The sequence below is a fragment of the Pseudomonas sp. PAMC 29040 genome, assembly GCF_003994535.1.
In the GTDB taxonomy this organism is placed as follows: Bacteria; Pseudomonadota; Gammaproteobacteria; order Pseudomonadales; family Pseudomonadaceae; genus Aquipseudomonas; species Aquipseudomonas paraversuta.
Map to the genome: position 1 here is coordinate 82,902 of NZ_RZAA01000012.1, position 15,886 is coordinate 98,787.

A 15,886-nucleotide genomic window follows, 5' to 3' on the forward strand; every position below is an offset into this window, starting at 1 on the left:
AGAATCTCAGCGCTGGTGGCGAATGCGTGGGTTGGCAAAGCCGTAGAGGATGTCCACTACGAAGTTGACCAGAATCACCAGGCAGGCGATTAACAGGATGCCGTTTTGCACCACGGGATAGTCCCGGGCACCAATGGCTTCGATCAGCCACTTGCCGATGCCGGGCCAGGAGAAGATGGTTTCGGTCAGGACGGCGCCGGCCAGCAGGGTGCCGACTTGCAGACCCACGACGGTCAGTACCGGGATCAGCGCATTGCGCAGGCCGTGCACGAATACGACCCGGGCAGGTGACAAGCCTTTGGCGCGGGCCGTGCGGATGTAGTCTTCGCGCAGCACTTCGAGCATGGATGAACGGGTCATCCGGGCGATCACGGCCAATGGAATGGTGCCGAGCACGATGGCCGGCAGAATCATGTGGTGCAGCGCGTCCCAGAAAGCTTCTGGCTCGTCGCTGAGCAGGGTGTCGATCAACATGAAACCGGTTCTCGGCTCAATGTCGTAAAGCAGGTCGATGCGTCCGGAAACCGGGGTCCAGCCCAGGGTTACCGAGAAGAACATGATCAGAATCAGGCCCCACCAGAAGATGGGCATCGAATATCCCGCGAGGGAGATGCCCATCACCCCGTGGTCAAATAGCGAGCCTCGTTTGAGTGCTGCAATGACCCCTGCCAGAAGCCCGAGGATGCCGGCGAACAACAGCGCGGCCATCGACAGTTCAAGGGTGGCCGGGAACAGCGCTGAAAACTCGGTCCATACACTTTCACGGGTTCTCAGTGATTCACCCAGGTCACCGTGGGCGAGCTTGCCGATGTAGTCGAAATACTGCTCATAGAGCGGCTTGTTCAGGCCAAGCCGTTCCATGGCCTGGGCGTGCATCTCAGGGTCAACCCGACGTTCACCCATCATGACTTCGACCGGGTCGCCCGGAATCATGCGGATCAGGGCAAAAGTCAGCAAGGTAATGCCGAAGAAAGTGGGTATCAACAACCCCACTCGGCGGGCAATAAAACTAAACATCGTGTGGTGTACCTCATCAGCCGGTTAGGCAGGTCCGCCAGAGCCCGGGTGGGCAATGGCGGGTGTTTTTATTGTTCTACTTCACCCGGGTGGTGGCGAAGTTGTTGTTGGTCAGGGGGCTAAGGATGTAGCCCTCGACGTTTTTGCGCATGGCGGTAAAGAGCATTGGGTGTACCACGTTAATCCAGGGTTGATCCTGATGGAATATCACCTGTGCCTGCTCATAGAGTGCAGCGCGCTGCTCGGGTTCAGTGATGTTGCGGGCCCTGGTGATCAGTGCTTCGAAGTCCTTGCTGCACCAGCGGGCGTAGTTTTCGCCGTTTTTGGCCGCCTCGCAACTGAGCAGTGGGGTCAGGAAGTTGTCCGGGTCGCCGTTATCTCCGCCCCAACCGGTGGAGACCAGATCATGCTCGCCACTTTTTGCACGCTTGAGCATTTCGCCCCATTCCATGACCCGGATGTCGAGTTTGATCCCGATCTTCTGCAGGTCGGACTGTAACAGCTGCGCTCCGAGCATCGGGTTGGGATTGGTCGGACCCCCGCCATTGCGGGTGAAGAGGGTGAGTACCGTGCCTTCGGGAACGCCTGCTTCCTTGAGCAGCGCCCGGGCCTTGTCCAGGTCTCGGGGCGGGCTTTGCATGTCCTTGTTGAAGCCAAGCATGGTGGGCGGGTAGGGGTTGATGGCAACCAGAGCATTGCCTTCACCGTGCACGGTGTTGAGGTAGGTCTGTTTGTCGAAGGCCATGTCTATGGCTTTGCGCACCCGCACATCGCTGAGGTATTTGTGGCTGGAGTTCATGGCGATGTAACTGGTCATCAGTGCGGCCAGTTCATCCACCTTGAGGTTAGGGTCCTTGCGGATGTTTTTGACTTCATCGGGCTTGGGGTACAGCGCGATCTGGCACTCGTTGGCCTTGAGTTTCTGCAGGCGCACGTTGCTGTCGGTGGTGACGGCGAAGATCAGTACGTCGCTGGGCGGCTTGCCACGGAAGTAATCCGGGTTGGCTTTGAAGCGCACCTGTGCGTCCTTGTTGTAGCGCACAAAAATGAACGGCCCGGTGCCGATCGGCTTGCTGTTCAGCTCTGCGGTTTTACCGGCCTTGAGCAACTGGTCGGCGTACTCGGCAGAGTAGATAGAGTTGAACGGCATGGCGATGTCCCGCAGAAACGGCGACTCGGCGTGGTTGAGGGTGATCTTGACGGTCATGTCGTCAACTTTGTCGACGCTCTTGAGCAGGTCTTTAAAGCCCATGCTTTCAAAGTAGGGGTAGCCGACCAGGGAAAGTTTGTGCCACGGGTGATTCGGGTCCAGCTGGCGCTGAAAGCTCCAGAGCACATCATCGGCATTGAGGGTGCGGGTCGGTTTGAAATAGTCGGTGCTGTGGAACTTCACGCCGGGGCGCAGGTAGAAGGTGTATTCGAGTCCGTCGGGGCTGATGTCCCAGCGTTCGGCCAGGGCCGGTTCTACATCGGTGGTTCCGGGGGCGAAGTCGACCAGGCGGTTGAGCACGGTTTCCGCAGCGGCGTCGGCCGTCACGGCAGTGGTGTACTGAACGATATCAAACCCTTCCGGGCTGGCTTCGGTGCAGACCACCAGGTTTTTCGCCGAAACACTGACCGCTGTACTGAGCAGTGCCACAGCAAGAGCGGTGCGTAGTGGAAGTCTTTTCATGGCAACCCTTCTCCAATCGCTTGAACCAGCTAGAGGGTTACGGCTGATGCCCGGATCAGCCGTAACCTTGTTTTTTAATCGGGTGATTAAAGGATGTTGAATGGAATGGTTGTTACCAGACGGAACTCGTTGATGTTGCCGTCAGACTGGTTTTTGCTGGCGCGGTGCGTGGTATAGGTCGCGCGGATCGCGGTGGCCTTGAGTGGTCCGCTCTGGATAGCATAAGACGTGCCAACGCTGTACTCGTAGTGGGTTTCGCCGTCCATGTTCTTGACGTCATAGGCGGTGCCCTTGTAATGGGTACCGTCAATGTCCCAGCCACGGGCGTGGTAGGCGTTGAACTTCAGGCCCGGAATGCCGTACTGCGCCATGTTGATGCTGTAGGCCAGTTGCAGCGATTTCTCGTTCGGGCCGTTGAAGTCCGAGAGCAAGGAGTTGGCCAGGTAAATGCCGTTGGTTTCGTGCAGGTAGTCGAAGTACTCGTCACCGACGATTTGCTGGAATGACAGCGACAGGGTATGAGCCTGGTGGCTCAGGGCGAAGGCCAGGCTGTAGGCGTCGTTGTTGATGTTGCCCAGGGCCTTGCTGCCGGTGTCGAGGGTCTTGTAGTAGTTGAAGTTGGTGTTCAGGCCCAGTACGGCGCTGTCACCGATATCGTGCACGGCGCCGAAGTAGTACTGGTTCCAGAAATCTTCAACGTGGGTGGCATACAGCGTGGTTTTCAGATTTTTGAACGGCTGGTAGTTAAGGCCGGCCACACTGGCGCGATCGGTTTCTACGCCGGTGGCGCCGTATTCACTGCGGAACTTGCTCAGGCTTTGCTCGGTCCGTGGCGATACACGATCGAAGGAGCCGGCGTCGAAGGACAGGTTGTTGAACTCTTCACTGTGCAATCCCACGCCCTGGAAGCTGGAAGGCAATGCGCGGTTGCCGATCACGTCGATGGTCGGGCTGCTGAAGTTCTGTCGGCCTACGGTCAGCGTGGTGTTGGAGATGCGGGCGCTGAGGTTGGCCAGGCCCAGCTTGCTCCATTGACCGACAGCATCACCATCGCTGTGGGTCAGGGTGCGGTTGTTCGGTCCGGCGATGTCCTTGGCGTCGCGGTCAAGGGCAACGGCGTTGTAAGCCGCGACCTGGGTGCTGAAACCGACGGTACCCTCAGTGAACCCCGACCGGTAATCGATGATGGTGCCCTGTACCCAGTTGATCCGGCGCGGAGTGGTTTCCCGGGTGCCATTGTGGTTGTAGGTAAAGCGGTCATCACGGCGTTTGAGCTCGTTGGCGTACCAGTTACGCGTGGTACCGCCCAGTGTCTGCTCTTCAACAAAACCCTTGGTTTCACTTTGCGCACTGGCGCCGGTTTTAAGTTCAGTCGCGATGAATTCTTCAGCAACTGCCATCGAGGCAAGGCCGCTGATGGATAAAGCTAACAATGCGCTGCTTGTGACTTTCATGGTTGAGGCTCCTTGGCTTTCTTTTTTTATTGCCGTTCTTTTTTGTTTGAATCGGCTGTTGTGGAACGTTTTGAAGCATTGCAAACGTTTGCGCTGCGCACGATCGGCGACACTTCAGCGGGCCACTGGAGGTGGCCTGCCGAGGTTGTAGCGAATCGGAGCAGTTAGTCGTTGAGACTCACGCCGGAGAAGGCGTTACGACCAAACGGGCTGACCTGGAAGCCTTCCACCTTGGCGCTGAGCGGCTGGTTGACCGTCGAGTGCGCTATCGGAGTCATCGGCACCTGTTGCTTGATCAATTGCTGGGCCTGTTTGTAGAGCACTGTGCGCTGGTCGCGATCGGTAACGATCTTGGCGTTCTTGACCAGGGTGTCGTACTCCTTGTTGCACCACATGGAGTAGTTGTTGCCGCCGATCGCATCGCAGCTGTACAGGGTGCCGAGCCAGTTGTCCGGGTCACCGTTGTCACCGGTCCAGCCAATCAGGCTGATGTCATGCTCGCCATTTTTGGTGCGCTTGATGTACTCGCCCCATTCATAGCTGACGATCTTGACCTTGAGCCCGATCTTGCCCCAGTCCGACTGCAGCATTTCAGCCATGAGTTTGGCGTTCGGGTTGTACGGGCGCTGTACGGGCATGGCCCACAGGGTGATTTCGGTGCCTTCCTTGACGCCTGCGGCCTTCAGCAGCTCTTTGGCTTTTTCGGGGTTATAAGGTGCGTCGACAATGGTTTCGTCATAGGACCACTGCGTTGGCGGCATGGCGTTGACCGCTTTTTGCCCGGCGCCCTGGTAAACCGCCTTGAGGATGGCGTCCTTGTTTACCGCCATGTCCAGCGCCTGACGCACTTGCAGCTGGTCGAAGGGCTTGTGTTGCACGTTGTAGGCGATGTAGCCCAGGTTGAAGCCCGGCTTTTCGATGACTTGCAGCTTGGGATCGGCCTTGAGGGCTGCCACGTCCGCAGGGCGCGGGCTAAGGGAAACCTGACATTCGTTTTTACGCAGTTTTTGCATGCGCGCAGACGCGTCGACGTTGATCGAGAAAATCAGGTTGTCGAGTTTGACCTGGTCCGGCTTCCAGTAATCCTTGTTGGCCGCGTAGCGAATGTTCGAGTCTTTTTGATAGCGCTGAAATACGTACGGCCCGGTGCCCACAGGTTTCTGGTTGATGTCGCTGGGCTTGCCGGTCTTGAGCAACTGGTCGGCGTATTCGGCCGACAGGATCGAGGCAAAGCTCATGGCCAGGTTCTGGATGAACGCCGCGTCCACCGAGTTGAGTTTCATGACCACGGTCATCGGGTCGGTCTTTTCGACGCTGGCGATGTTCTTGTCCAGGCTCATCCCGGTGAAATACGGGAATTCGGTCGGGTAGGCCTTACGGAAGGGATGGTCGGCGCTGAGCATGCGGTTGAAGGTGAACAGCACGTCATCGGCATTGAAATCACGGGTCGGGGTGAACCATTTGGTGGTGTGAAACTTGACCCCGTCGCGCAGATGGAAGGTGTAGGTCAGGCCGTCTTCGGAAATATCCCAGCGGGTGGCCAGCGCCGGACCGGCAGCAGTGCCGCCTTTTTCAAATTCGGCCAGGCGGTTGTAAATGGGTTCGGCCGCGTCGTTGTCGGTGGCGGTGGTGTATTGCGCAGTATCAAAACCGGCCGGGCTGCCTTCGGAGCAGAACACCAGGCTGTTGGCGGCGTTCGCGAGCGGGCTGCCGGCAAGTACGCCGGCGCTCAATAGCACAGATAAAACCAGTGGGTTGCGCATGGCGTTCCCAATCCTTTTTTTTGTTTTTGGTCCCTGAACGCGCGCCGTGGGCTGGGCTGTTCAGTGGTTCGGTAGCATCAGCCAGAGAGCCGCACCCTGCGCAATAAACTTGCTGTACCTCGACGTTAGGACGTCGGCGTGCAGCCGTAAATGCGCCAGGCCTGACAATCACGTAGGAAACGTCTCGACGTCCTATAGCCTCTGCGTCAGTACGCAGCAGCTTCAAGATGAGGGGGATTTCCGTTGTCCTGGCAGGCAAGCGAGTGCGCCATTCAGGCCGCACTCGCCAGTGCTTTTATTTGCTGATGCCTACGCCGTAGAAGGACGTCAGGCCAAGGGGGCTGATTTTGAAGTCCTGGACGGTGCTGCGCATCGGTTGATACACCGTCGAGTGGGCGATAGGTGTCATCGGAACCTGCTCTTTGAGAAGGTGTTGCGCCTGTTTGTACAGCTTGGTGCGCTCAGCCACGTCGGTGGTGGCCTTGGCAGTCTTGATCAGCTTGTCGAACTCTGGATTGCACCACTTGGAGAAGTTGTTGCCTTCAATGGCATCGCAACCGAACAGCGTACCGAGCCAGTTGTCAGGGTCACCGTTGTCGCCGCTCCAGCCAATCAGCATCGCACCGTTTTCACCGCCCTTGGAACGCTTGATGTACTCGCCCCATTCGTAGGTCATGATCTTGGCCTTGATGCCAATCTTGCTCCAGTCCGACTGCAGCATTTCAGCCATCAGCTTGGCGTTGGGGTTGTAGGGGCGTTGAACCGGCATGGCCCACAGGGTGATTTCGGTGCCTTCCTTGATGCCTGCTTCCTTGAGCAGCTCCTTGGCTTTCTCAGGGTTGTAGGGCGCGTCCTTGATCGTGTCGTCATAAGACCACTGGGTGGGCGGCATTCCGTTAACCGCCAATTGCCCCGCCCCCTGATATACCGAATCAATGATTTGCTGTTTGTTTACCGCCATGTCCAGTGCCTGTCGCACCTTGAGCAGGGCCATCGGGTTGGGTTCGTTGCTGCCCTTGATCTTGTCCATGACGTTGTAAGCGATATAGCCGACGTTGAACCCAGGCTTTTCGGGCATCTGCAGGTCTTTGTCGGCTTTAAGTGCCGCGAGGTCAGCCGGGCGCGGGTAAATGGTGACCTGGCATTCGTTCTTTTTCAGCTTCTGGATGCGCACTGACGGGTCAGTGGTGATGGCGAAGATCAGGTTGTCGATTTTGACGTCTTCAGGCTTCCAGTAATCCTTGTTGCCGGTGTAGCGGATGTTGGAGTCTTTCTGGTAGCTCTTGAATACAAAAGGCCCGGTACCGATCGGCTTTTGATTGATATCGGAAGGCTTGCCTTCCTTGAGCAGTTTGTCGGCGTACTCGGCAGAGCCTATGGATGCAAAGTGCATCGCCATGTTCTGGATAAACGCAGCATCAACCGTGTTCAGCGTGAACTTGACGGTCTTGTCATCGATTTTTTCCACCTTGGCGATGTTTTTATCCATGCCCATGTCGGTGAAATAAGGGAATTCGGTGGGGTAGGCCTTACGGAACGGCATGTCTTTATCAAGCATGCGGTTGAAGGTGAAGAGCACGTCATCGGCGTTGAAATCGCGCGTAGGCTTGAAATAAGGGGTGGTGTGAAACTTGACCCCATCGCGCAGGTGGAAGGTGTAGGTCAGGTTGTCCGGCGAAATGTCCCAGCTGGTGGCCAGGCCGGGCTCAACGTTGGTGCCTCCACGTTCGAACTGGCTCAGGCGGTTATAGATGGTTTCTGCTGATGCATCGAAGTCAGTACCAGTGGTGTACTGACCCGGGTCAAAACCGGCCGGGCTGCCTTCGGAGCAAAACACCAGATTGGTCGCCGCCTGGGCGAAAGGTGCACTGGCGAGCAGGCTGGCGCCCACTAGAAACGGAATGACCGCGTGTTTGAACATGGTGACCTCATGATTTTTGTCATTTTTGGTTTGAGGGCGACCTTGTGAGTCGACCCGGCGATACTTATGCACAGCCCATACCCAATGCAATATGCGTAGGCCAACGAACCGATAAAACGTGGAACGATCGTACAAGAATGTCGCTTATGTATAACTTCTGGCGCATTTGATCGTTTGCGTGGCGTTTTTCGACTCATTTAGTTACACGTATGCGACATTTCGGGTGCTGCTCTGCACTGGTATGGAGCGGGCTGTTACTTATCTGGATTTCAGTCGGGAAAAGATGTCAGCCAGTGCTGATTGGGGATGTAGGATTTATCCGATTGTTCATCCGTATGTTCCGGGTGCGGCTCCTGAAAACGCAAAAGCCCTTGCGGCGTGAGCACGGCAAGGGCTTTTGGTGTCGCGTCGGGGACTTATTGCATCTGGACTTCAATCACGCCATCGGCGCTCATGCTGACTTCGCTGGTGCCGGCTTCGACATCGGGAGTCGGTGCGGAGTCCATCGCCGGTGCGGCGGCTTTCATCATCATCGCGCTGCGCATGTAGGGTTGCGGATAACCGTTGGTGTTGAGGTTCAGGTTGACGATCTTGTAACCCTTGCCGCCCAGTGCGTCGGTGGCCAGTTGAGCACGGGCCTTGAATGCGTTGACGGCATCCTTGAGCAATGCGTCTTCACTGGTTTTGCGGGTGGCGTTGGCGACGGTGAACTGCATGTTGCCCATTTTCAGGGTTTGCATCAGATCGCCGGTGAGCTTGGACAGTACGGCAAAATCTGTACTCTCCAGGCGTAGCTCGGCGCGCTCGCGCCAGCCGGTGATCTTCTGGGTCTTGTTGTCATAGATGGGGTAGCTGCTGCGATTGCCCTGGCGCAGGGTCACGGCCTTGACTTGCTTGGCCTCGCCAATGGCCTTGTTCATCGCGGTGGTGATTTCTGCGGCCAGCTTGGCCGAGTCGGTGTTCTGGGCTTCGGTGTACAGGGTCACGATCATCAAGTCGCGCGGCACTTCCTGACTGGCTTCGGCACGCAAGGAAACCTGATTGTAATGAACCTCTTCAGCCAGGGCTGGCAAGCTGGCAAGTGCGCCGAGGCTCAGGGTCAAAAGGGCAGCGGTGGGCTGGAAAGTAGACATAAAGGCTCCTGGGGTGGGGAACGCAGTCCAGTCGTGCCAGCTGCGTCAGATCCTTAAGACTGTAGAGAGTGGCCATCAGTTCGCCCAGTTACATTTTCAATACATCTTCCAGCCGTATGCAGGAGCGAGCTTGCTCGCGAGTTCTTCGCTGCTGGATCCAGGCTCGCGAGCAAGCTCGCTCCTGCGGGTTGAGGGGCTGTTAGCCTGTTTTCTGACAAATACACTGTGGCCGTTTGCCGCACTTCTGTCTGTCAGGTCGCCTGCTTGGTTATACTCCCGGCGATTCGCCTGCAGCGCTCATCAGGAGAGCTCATGCTCGCCCCCGTACAGTTATTGTCAGAAACACGCCAAAACCTCTGGCGTCTTACCCTTATCCGCACTCTGGTGCTGGCCGCGCAGGCAGGTTCCGTCGGTATTGCCTACGCATTCGATCTGCTGCCGCTGCCCTGGTTCCAGCTGAGTGTGACCCTCGGGTTTTCCATGCTGTTGTGTGCGTTTACCGCTATCCGGCTGCGTACCACATGGCCGGTGACTGAACTGGAGTACGCGTTGCAACTGGCGTGCGACCTGTTTATCCACAGTGCATTGCTGTATTTCTCGGGCGGCTCGACCAATCCGTTTGTCTCGTACTATCTGGTGCCCCTGACCATTGCCGCAGTGACGCTGCCCTGGCGTTTTTCCGTGGTGCTCTCCGGCATCGCCCTGGCGCTGTACACCCTATTGATGATGCAGTCCTACCCGCTGGATGCGGGCGCCTTCTTCCGCGAAAAGCTGCAGATTTACGGCATGTGGCTGAGCTTTGCGTTATCAGCGGCAGTGATCACTTTTTTTGCCACGAAAATGGCCCATGAGCTGCGCCGTCAGGAAGAACTGCGCGCCCTGCGCCGTGAAGAAGGTTTGCGCGACCAGCAATTGCTTGCGGTCGCCACCCAGGCGGCAGGTGCGGCCCATGAGTTGGGGACGCCCTTGTCGACCATGAGCGTGCTGATCAAAGAGATGCGCCGCGATCACCTCGATCCGGAGCTGCAGGATGATCTGAGCGTGCTGCAGGACCAGGTCAAATTATGCAAAGAGACGTTGCAGCAGTTGGTACGTGCCGCCGAAGCCAATCGCCGCCTGGCCATTGAAGAGCAGGATGTTACCGACTGGCTGAACGAAGCCTTGAATCGCTGGCACTTGATGCGCCCGGAAGCGACCTATCGTTTTCAATGCCTGGGACACGCGCCGGTTCCGCGTATGGCACCGCCCCCCGATCTGACCCAGGCATTGCTCAACTTGTTGAACAATGCAGCGGATGCCTGCCCTGAAGGGCTGGAGGTTTGCCTGGACTGGGATGCCGTGGATTTGACGATCAGTATTCGCGACCACGGTCCGGGTGTACCGTTGGCCATCGCCGAGCAAATCGGCAAACCTTTTTTTACCACCAAGGGCAAAGGTTTCGGCCTGGGCCTATTCTTGAGCAAAGCCAGCGTGACACGCGCCGGCGGCTCGGTAAAACTCTACAGTCACGAGGATGGCGGCACGCTCACCGAGCTGCGCCTGCCACGTGTCGCCCGAGGAAACGAAAATGAGTGAAGAAATCCAGGTCGAAGGCGAAGAGCTGCCACATTTGCTGCTGGTGGATGACGACGCCACATTTACCCGCGTCATGGCACGGGCCATGGGCCGCCGCGGATTTCGCGTCAGCACCGCAGGGTCGGCTGAAGAAGGCCTGATCCTGGCACAGCAGGACCTGCCTGATTATGCTGCGCTGGATCTGAAAATGGAGGGTGACTCGGGGTTGGTATTGCTGCCCAAGCTGCTCGAACTTGACCCGGAAATGCGGGTGGTGATCCTCACCGGTTATTCGAGCATCGCCACTGCTGTCGAGGCGATCAAGCGCGGCGCCTGCAATTATCTGTGTAAGCCGGCCGATGCTGACGATGTGCTGGCAGCCTTGCTCTCCCAGCATGCCGACCTTGAAACCCTGGTGCCGGACAATCCGATGTCGGTTGACCGCTTGCAGTGGGAACACATCCAGCGCGTGCTGGGTGAGCATGAAGGCAATATCTCCGCTACGGCCCGCGCCCTGGGCATGCACCGCCGCACGTTGCAGCGCAAATTGCAGAAGCGTCCGGTTCGACGCTGAACCGCAGCTGTAGCCATGGTGTTGCGGCTTGCAACCAAATGGCTGCAGCCCCTAATCTGTATCGAAACGTGTCATAGCGTTACAGGCCGGTTGTCCTGACCGGCCTGCAGAGTGCTCTTTACTCCAACCGAGGCTGAACGATGAATCAGAACGCTGAGGCTTCTGTGGTGAATGATGCTGTGCGTGGAGATTTCATACCTCGGGTCTGGGGCCTCATAACACCCTACTGGCGCAGTGAAGAGCGGGCCAAGGCCTGGCTGTTGTTGATCGCGGTGATTGCCCTGTCGTTGGTCAGCGTGGGCATCTCGGTGTGGATCAACCACTGGTACAAGGACTTCTATAACGCGCTGGAGAAAAAGGACGGCGAGGCGTTCTGGAGCCTGATCGGTTACTTCGGGATCATCGCTGCGGTGGGGATTGTCGGCGCGGTGTACCGGCTGTATCTGACCCAGATGCTGACTATCCGCTGGCGACGCTGGCTGACCGAGCAGCATTTTTCACGCTGGCTCGCCCACAAAAATTATTACCAGCTGGAGCAGGGCGGTTATACCGACAACCCTGACCAACGTATCAGTGAAGACCTCAACTCGTTCACCGACAGCACCCTGACCCTGGGACTGGGCTTGATCCGCACCGTGGTCAGTCTGGTTTCGTTCTCGATTATTTTGTGGGGCGTTTCCGGCAGCATCGAAGTCTTCGGCATCACTATTCCCGGTTACATGTTCTGGTGTGCGTTGCTGTATGCCGCTGTCGGCAGCTGGCTGGCGCACTTGATCGGTCGACGTCTGATCGGTCTGAACAACCAACAACAACGCTTTGAAGCTGACCTGCGTTTCTCGATGGTCCGGGTACGTGAAAACGCCGAAAGTATTGCCCTGTACAACGGCGAACCCAATGAACATGAGCGCCTCAGCACCCGCTTCGACAAGGTCTGGAAAAACTTCTGGACCCAGATGAAGGTGCAAAAACGCCTGACGTTCTTCACCGCGGGCTACTCGCAAATCGCCATTATTTTTCCGTTTATCGTTGCGGCACCGCGCTACTTCGCCGGCAAGATCGAGCTGGGCGAGCTGATGCAAATCAACTCGGCCTTTGGCAACGTACAAGAGAACTTCAGCTGGTTTATCGATGCCTACGTCACCCTGGCCGCATGGCGCGCCACCTGCGACCGTCTGCTGAGTTTCCGGCAGGCCATGACTGACAACGAACAGCGTCCGCCGGCGATTGACCTCGAGACCCGGGGCCATGCCTTGAAGATTGATGATCTGAGTCTGGACCTGGCCGATGGCCGGCATTTGCTGCATGAGGCCAGCCTGCAAGTGGCGCCGGGGGAACGATTGATGCTCAGTGGTCGTTCCGGCAGCGGTAAAAGTACCTTGCTGCGGGCAATGGGAGGCCTCTGGCCGCAAGGCGGCGGGGCGATTCGCCTGCCAGAGGAACGCGGGCTGTTTTTGCCGCAGAAACCTTATTTGCCCATAGGCACTTTGCGTGACGCATTGAGTTATCCACAGACCGGCGACAGCTATCCGTCCGAGCGTTATGAGCAAGTACTGCGTACCTGTCGCCTGGAGCATCTGATTCCCAAGCTGGATGAGCCCAACCACTGGCAGCGCCTGCTTTCCGGGGGCGAGCAACAGCGGCTGGCCTTTGCCCGTGTGCTGCTGTATCGCCCGCAGTGGCTGTATATGGACGAGTCGACCTCGGCGATGGATGAGGAAGATGAGGCCATGCTGTATCAAGCCCTGATTGATCAGTTGCCGGGGCTGAGCATTGTCAGTGTGGGGCATCGCAGTAGTCTGACGCGCTTCCATCCACGGCATGTGCGGATTCAGGACGGGCAGTTGATTGCCCGCTAGGGAGGCGGGCGGGAGGCTCCGAGGGTCTCCCGATGCCCGCAGCCCGCATGCTAGAGTGCGGCTCCCTGCGTTCTGGAGCCCGACATGAGTCTTTTACTTCGCTGTGCTGCTCTGAGCCTGATGCTGGCCAGCCTGCCTCTGGTGGCGGCACCCGCTGCTACACCGCCCCTGCATGGGCAGTTCTTGCCTGCCGATGATCTTCAGCTGCGGGCCGGACAGCCCGAGCAACAGCAGTTGATGCTGGTGACCTCGTATTCCGTGGTGCTGGGCAGTCAGCGCCAGTCCAATCAGCAGCCGATTCCCGTAACGTCTCCCTTGTCGGTGCGATTGAAGGGCAAGCCGATGAGTCAGGGGGCGACCGTGCGCCAGGTGCTGATATCGTTCGATGGCGAAAGCAAAAGCCTGAAAAAGCCTGTGTTTGACAGCAAAACCCGGACCTTGAGCCTTTCCTATCCGCAGTCCCAATACCGGGTGGTGATGGATCTGCTGCGCAACGACACGGTCTACTGTCAGTTTTTGACCTATGCCAATGGCCATGTTTGGGCCGACTTGCACACCGGCAGCGTGCGCGCGCGTTGAGCCTTGGGTAAACTGCGGGCCCCGTGAAGTATCAGCAGGCTGGAGTCGGACATGCGTAAAGATAAGAAACAGTTGATTGGTGACGAGATCGGCGATGAGCAGATCAAATTGTTCCTGGACTTCGAGCCCGTGGACGCCACTTCGCCGTCGCTGCACAAACTGATCAAAGCCTATCGTGGTCTGCGCATCGACGATTTCGAGCGTTTCCTGACCTTCTTCAAGGAAGCCGGGTATGACCTGGATGGCAAGGATGAACATGGCCAGACGTTCGTCGAAATCATCAAGGATCAGCGCCACGCTGCCGATTACATCGAGCTCATCGACAACGCCCGCGGTTAACCAGACGCGCCGCTGACGAGGTACGAGGCGGCGACCAGGGTGCAGCATTGTCGAAGCAACAAAAAAGCCCGTCCCCCAAAAGGGGGCGGGCTTTTTTTCAGGCGCAGAGGTTACGCGATGCTGGTGGTGGTCGGTTCAACCAGTTCCAGCAACTCGGAGTTGCGGGTGCTGACTTCACGGTACAGCTGAGCATCGGTTTCGAGGACCTTCTCCCGGGCCGGGAAAATTTCCTTGAGCTTGGTCGCCCATTCGCCAGCAGCCTTTTGAGGGAAGCAACGTTCGATCAGGTCGAGCATGATCGAGACAGTTACCGAAGCACCCGGAGACGCGCCCAGCAGAGCGGCCAGCGAGCCGTCCCTTGCTGCAACCAGTTCGGTGCCGAACTGCAGCACGCCACCTTTTTTCGGGTCTTTCTTGATGATCTGTACCCGTTGTCCGGCCACTTCAAGACGCCAGTCTTCGGCTTTGGCCTGCGGGTAGAAGCGACGCAGGGAGTCCAGGCGTTGTTCCATCGACTGACGCACTTCGCTGACCAGGTATTTGGTCAGGTCCATGTTGTCCCGTGCCACAGCGAGCATTGGCCCGATGTTGCCCGGGCGAATCGACATCGGCAGATCAAGGAATGAACCGTGTTTGAGAAACTTGGTGGTGAAGCCGGCATAGGGTCCGAACAGCAACGATTTCTTGCCATCCACCACCCGGGTGTCCAGGTGCGGTACTGACATCGGTGGCGAGCCCACTGCCGCCTGGCTGTAAACCTTGGCCTGGTGCAGTTTGACCACTTCAGGGTTATCGCAACGCAACCACTGGCCACTTACCGGGAAGCCACCGTAGCCTTTGCTCTCTTCGATGCCTGAAGCCTGCAGCAACGGCAATGCCGCGCCACCAGCGCCCAGGAATACGAACTTGGCATCGATGTGCCGGGTAGTGCCGCTATTGGTGTCCTTGATGCTCACCGTCCAGCCGCTGCCGTTGCGCTTGAGGCCGGTGACCTTTTTGCTGTACTTGATCTGCGTGTCCGGTGCGCTGCCCAGGTGTTTGAGCAGTTGCTGGGTCAGGGCCCCGAAGTTGACGTCGGTACCCTGCATCACGCGGGTCGCCGAGATGGCCTGGTCCGCAGGGCGGCCCTGCATCATCAACGGCATCCATTCGGCCATTTTGCCTTTGTCTTCGGTGTATTCCATGTCTGAAAACGCGTGGTGCCGGCTCAGCACTTCAAAGCGTTTTTTCAGGAAGGACACGCCTTTTTCGCCTTCGACATAGCTCAGGTGAGGCACCGGGCTAATAAAGGATTTGCAGGAACCGAAGGTCCCTTTTTGCGCCAGATAGGCCCAAAACTGCTTCGATACCTCGAACTGGGCATTGATATGCACAGCCTTTTTGATATCGATCGAACCATCTGCCGCCTGCGGCGTGTAGTTCAATTCACAAAGGCCAGCGTGACCGGTGCCTGCGTTGTTCCACGGGTTGGAACTTTCCGCGGCACCCGAGTCCATCTGCTCAACAACTTCCAGCTTGAGGCCGGGGTCGAGCTCTTTGAGCAGTACGGCGAGGGTGGCACTCATGATGCCCGCTCCAACCAGTACTACGTCGACTGCTTCGTTATGCGCCATTAACGCGTCTCCAAAATCTACGGCACCAAATTGACGGCATAGCTGCCAGGTCACCCGGGGCATGTTTGAGTCAGGGCCCCGGGTCACTCATGGCCAGGATCGCCATGTCCGATTATTCGCAATTTCTTGCAGCTTCAGCGCACGCTCAGACCAGGGCCTTCAGGGTTCATATGAACGCATTTCAGTACCCGTGAGGCAATTCGACTTAAGGTCTAGAGCGTCCGTTTGTGCAACCAAATCCGTAAGCGGACAGGCTTTCAGTCGTGTGCGCAGTAGCCCGCGACTGTCCTGCTTGGTGAGACTGTTTCAGACGCTAATGGTGCATGTTCAGACGCAAAACTTTTCATTTGCTCGCCACACTCTTGTGAAGTTGTGAAACCCGTTTTTTTTTCACGCTCTTTTGAAGACGTG

Annotated in this window: 12 protein-coding genes; 5 read left to right on the forward strand and 7 right to left on the reverse strand. The window is 57.5% G+C overall.

Features of this window, described 5'->3' with window-relative positions:
- Nucleotides 1–6 precede the first annotated feature (6 nt).
- The 6 genes from WG29040_RS20200 to WG29040_RS20225 all read right to left on the reverse strand — a co-directional run bounded on the left by WG29040_RS20200 (nt 7) and on the right by WG29040_RS20225 (nt 8,960).
- A complete protein-coding gene (locus WG29040_RS20200; protein WP_003443789.1) occupies nt 7–1,017 on the reverse strand; it encodes an ABC transporter permease subunit in 1,011 nt (336 codons plus the stop codon).
- Between the two features lie 76 nt (nt 1,018–1,093).
- Nucleotides 1,094–2,689 (reverse strand): ABC transporter substrate-binding protein, encoded by a 1,596-nt coding sequence (locus WG29040_RS20205; RefSeq protein WP_127196789.1) that lies wholly within the window; start codon nt 2,687–2,689, stop codon nt 1,094–1,096.
- A gap of 86 nt (nt 2,690–2,775) precedes the next feature.
- Nucleotides 2,776–4,143 carry an OprD family porin gene (locus WG29040_RS20210; protein WP_003443785.1) on the reverse strand — a complete coding sequence of 456 codons (1,368 nt, stop codon included), beginning with the start codon at nt 4,141–4,143 and terminating at the stop codon, nt 2,776–2,778.
- Nucleotides 4,144–4,307: 164 nt separating this feature from the next.
- On the reverse strand, nt 4,308–5,906 hold the full coding sequence (locus tag WG29040_RS20215; RefSeq protein ID WP_003443782.1) for an ABC transporter substrate-binding protein: 1,599 nt from the start codon (nt 5,904–5,906) through the stop codon (nt 4,308–4,310).
- A 295-nt stretch (nt 5,907–6,201) separates the two neighbouring features.
- Nucleotides 6,202–7,827 carry an ABC transporter substrate-binding protein gene (locus WG29040_RS20220; RefSeq protein ID WP_003443773.1) on the reverse strand — a complete coding sequence of 542 codons (1,626 nt, stop codon included), beginning with the start codon at nt 7,825–7,827 and terminating at the stop codon, nt 6,202–6,204.
- A 416-nt stretch (nt 7,828–8,243) separates the two neighbouring features.
- Nucleotides 8,244–8,960, reverse strand: a complete 717-nt coding sequence (locus tag WG29040_RS20225; RefSeq protein WP_003443772.1) for an SIMPL domain-containing protein — start codon at nt 8,958–8,960, stop codon at nt 8,244–8,246.
- A 312-nt stretch (nt 8,961–9,272) separates the two neighbouring features.
- On the opposite strand from WG29040_RS20225, the gene WG29040_RS20230 reads away from it, so the two are divergent.
- The 5 genes from WG29040_RS20230 (at nt 9,273) to WG29040_RS20250 (ending at nt 13,862) form a co-directional block, all read left to right on the forward strand.
- Complete coding sequence (locus tag WG29040_RS20230; protein ID WP_003443771.1) at nt 9,273–10,535, forward strand: ATP-binding protein; 1,263 nt, start codon at nt 9,273–9,275, stop codon at nt 10,533–10,535.
- Complete coding sequence (locus WG29040_RS20235) at nt 10,528–11,088, forward strand: response regulator transcription factor (protein WP_003443770.1); 561 nt, start codon at nt 10,528–10,530, stop codon at nt 11,086–11,088. Before WG29040_RS20230 ends, WG29040_RS20235 begins: the two co-directional genes overlap by 8 nt.
- A gap of 140 nt (nt 11,089–11,228) precedes the next feature.
- A complete protein-coding gene (locus WG29040_RS20240) occupies nt 11,229–12,944 on the forward strand; it encodes an ABC transporter ATP-binding protein/permease (RefSeq protein ID WP_003443768.1) in 1,716 nt (571 codons plus the stop codon).
- An 84-nt stretch (nt 12,945–13,028) separates the two neighbouring features.
- On the forward strand, nt 13,029–13,523 hold the full coding sequence (locus WG29040_RS20245) for a hypothetical protein (RefSeq protein ID WP_003443766.1): 495 nt from the start codon (nt 13,029–13,031) through the stop codon (nt 13,521–13,523).
- 51 nt (nt 13,524–13,574) lie between these two features.
- Nucleotides 13,575–13,862 (forward strand): PA4642 family protein, encoded by a 288-nt coding sequence (locus tag WG29040_RS20250; protein WP_010655567.1) that lies wholly within the window; start codon nt 13,575–13,577, stop codon nt 13,860–13,862.
- 110 nt (nt 13,863–13,972) lie between these two features.
- Here the strand turns inward: WG29040_RS20250 and mqo are convergent, their stop codons facing one another.
- Complete coding sequence (gene mqo / locus WG29040_RS20255) at nt 13,973–15,475, reverse strand: malate dehydrogenase (quinone) (RefSeq protein ID WP_003443760.1); 1,503 nt, start codon at nt 15,473–15,475, stop codon at nt 13,973–13,975.
- Nucleotides 15,476–15,886: the final 411 nt, after the last annotated feature.

Bases quoted from the DNA above. Each gene is read 5' to 3' on its own strand.
- WG29040_RS20250 (WP_010655567.1), top strand. From the start codon at position 13,575: ATGCGTAAAGATAAGAAACAGTTGATTGGTGACGAGATCGGCGATGAG.
- WG29040_RS20240 (WP_003443768.1), top strand. From the start codon at position 11,229: ATGAATCAGAACGCTGAGGCTTCTGTGGTGAATGATGCTGTGCGTGGA.
- WG29040_RS20205 (WP_127196789.1), bottom strand. From the start codon at position 2,689: ATGAAAAGACTTCCACTACGCACCGCTCTTGCTGTGGCACTGCTCAGT.
- WG29040_RS20245 (WP_003443766.1), top strand. From the start codon at position 13,029: ATGAGTCTTTTACTTCGCTGTGCTGCTCTGAGCCTGATGCTGGCCAGC.
- WG29040_RS20210 (WP_003443785.1), bottom strand. From the start codon at position 4,143: ATGAAAGTCACAAGCAGCGCATTGTTAGCTTTATCCATCAGCGGCCTT.
- WG29040_RS20225 (WP_003443772.1), bottom strand. From the start codon at position 8,960: ATGTCTACTTTCCAGCCCACCGCTGCCCTTTTGACCCTGAGCCTCGGC.
- WG29040_RS20200 (WP_003443789.1), bottom strand. From the start codon at position 1,017: ATGTTTAGTTTTATTGCCCGCCGAGTGGGGTTGTTGATACCCACTTTC.
- WG29040_RS20215 (WP_003443782.1), bottom strand. From the start codon at position 5,906: ATGCGCAACCCACTGGTTTTATCTGTGCTATTGAGCGCCGGCGTACTT.
- WG29040_RS20235 (WP_003443770.1), top strand. From the start codon at position 10,528: ATGAGTGAAGAAATCCAGGTCGAAGGCGAAGAGCTGCCACATTTGCTG.
- mqo (WP_003443760.1), bottom strand. From the start codon at position 15,475: ATGGCGCATAACGAAGCAGTCGACGTAGTACTGGTTGGAGCGGGCATC.
- WG29040_RS20220 (WP_003443773.1), bottom strand. From the start codon at position 7,827: ATGTTCAAACACGCGGTCATTCCGTTTCTAGTGGGCGCCAGCCTGCTC.
- WG29040_RS20230 (WP_003443771.1), top strand. From the start codon at position 9,273: ATGCTCGCCCCCGTACAGTTATTGTCAGAAACACGCCAAAACCTCTGG.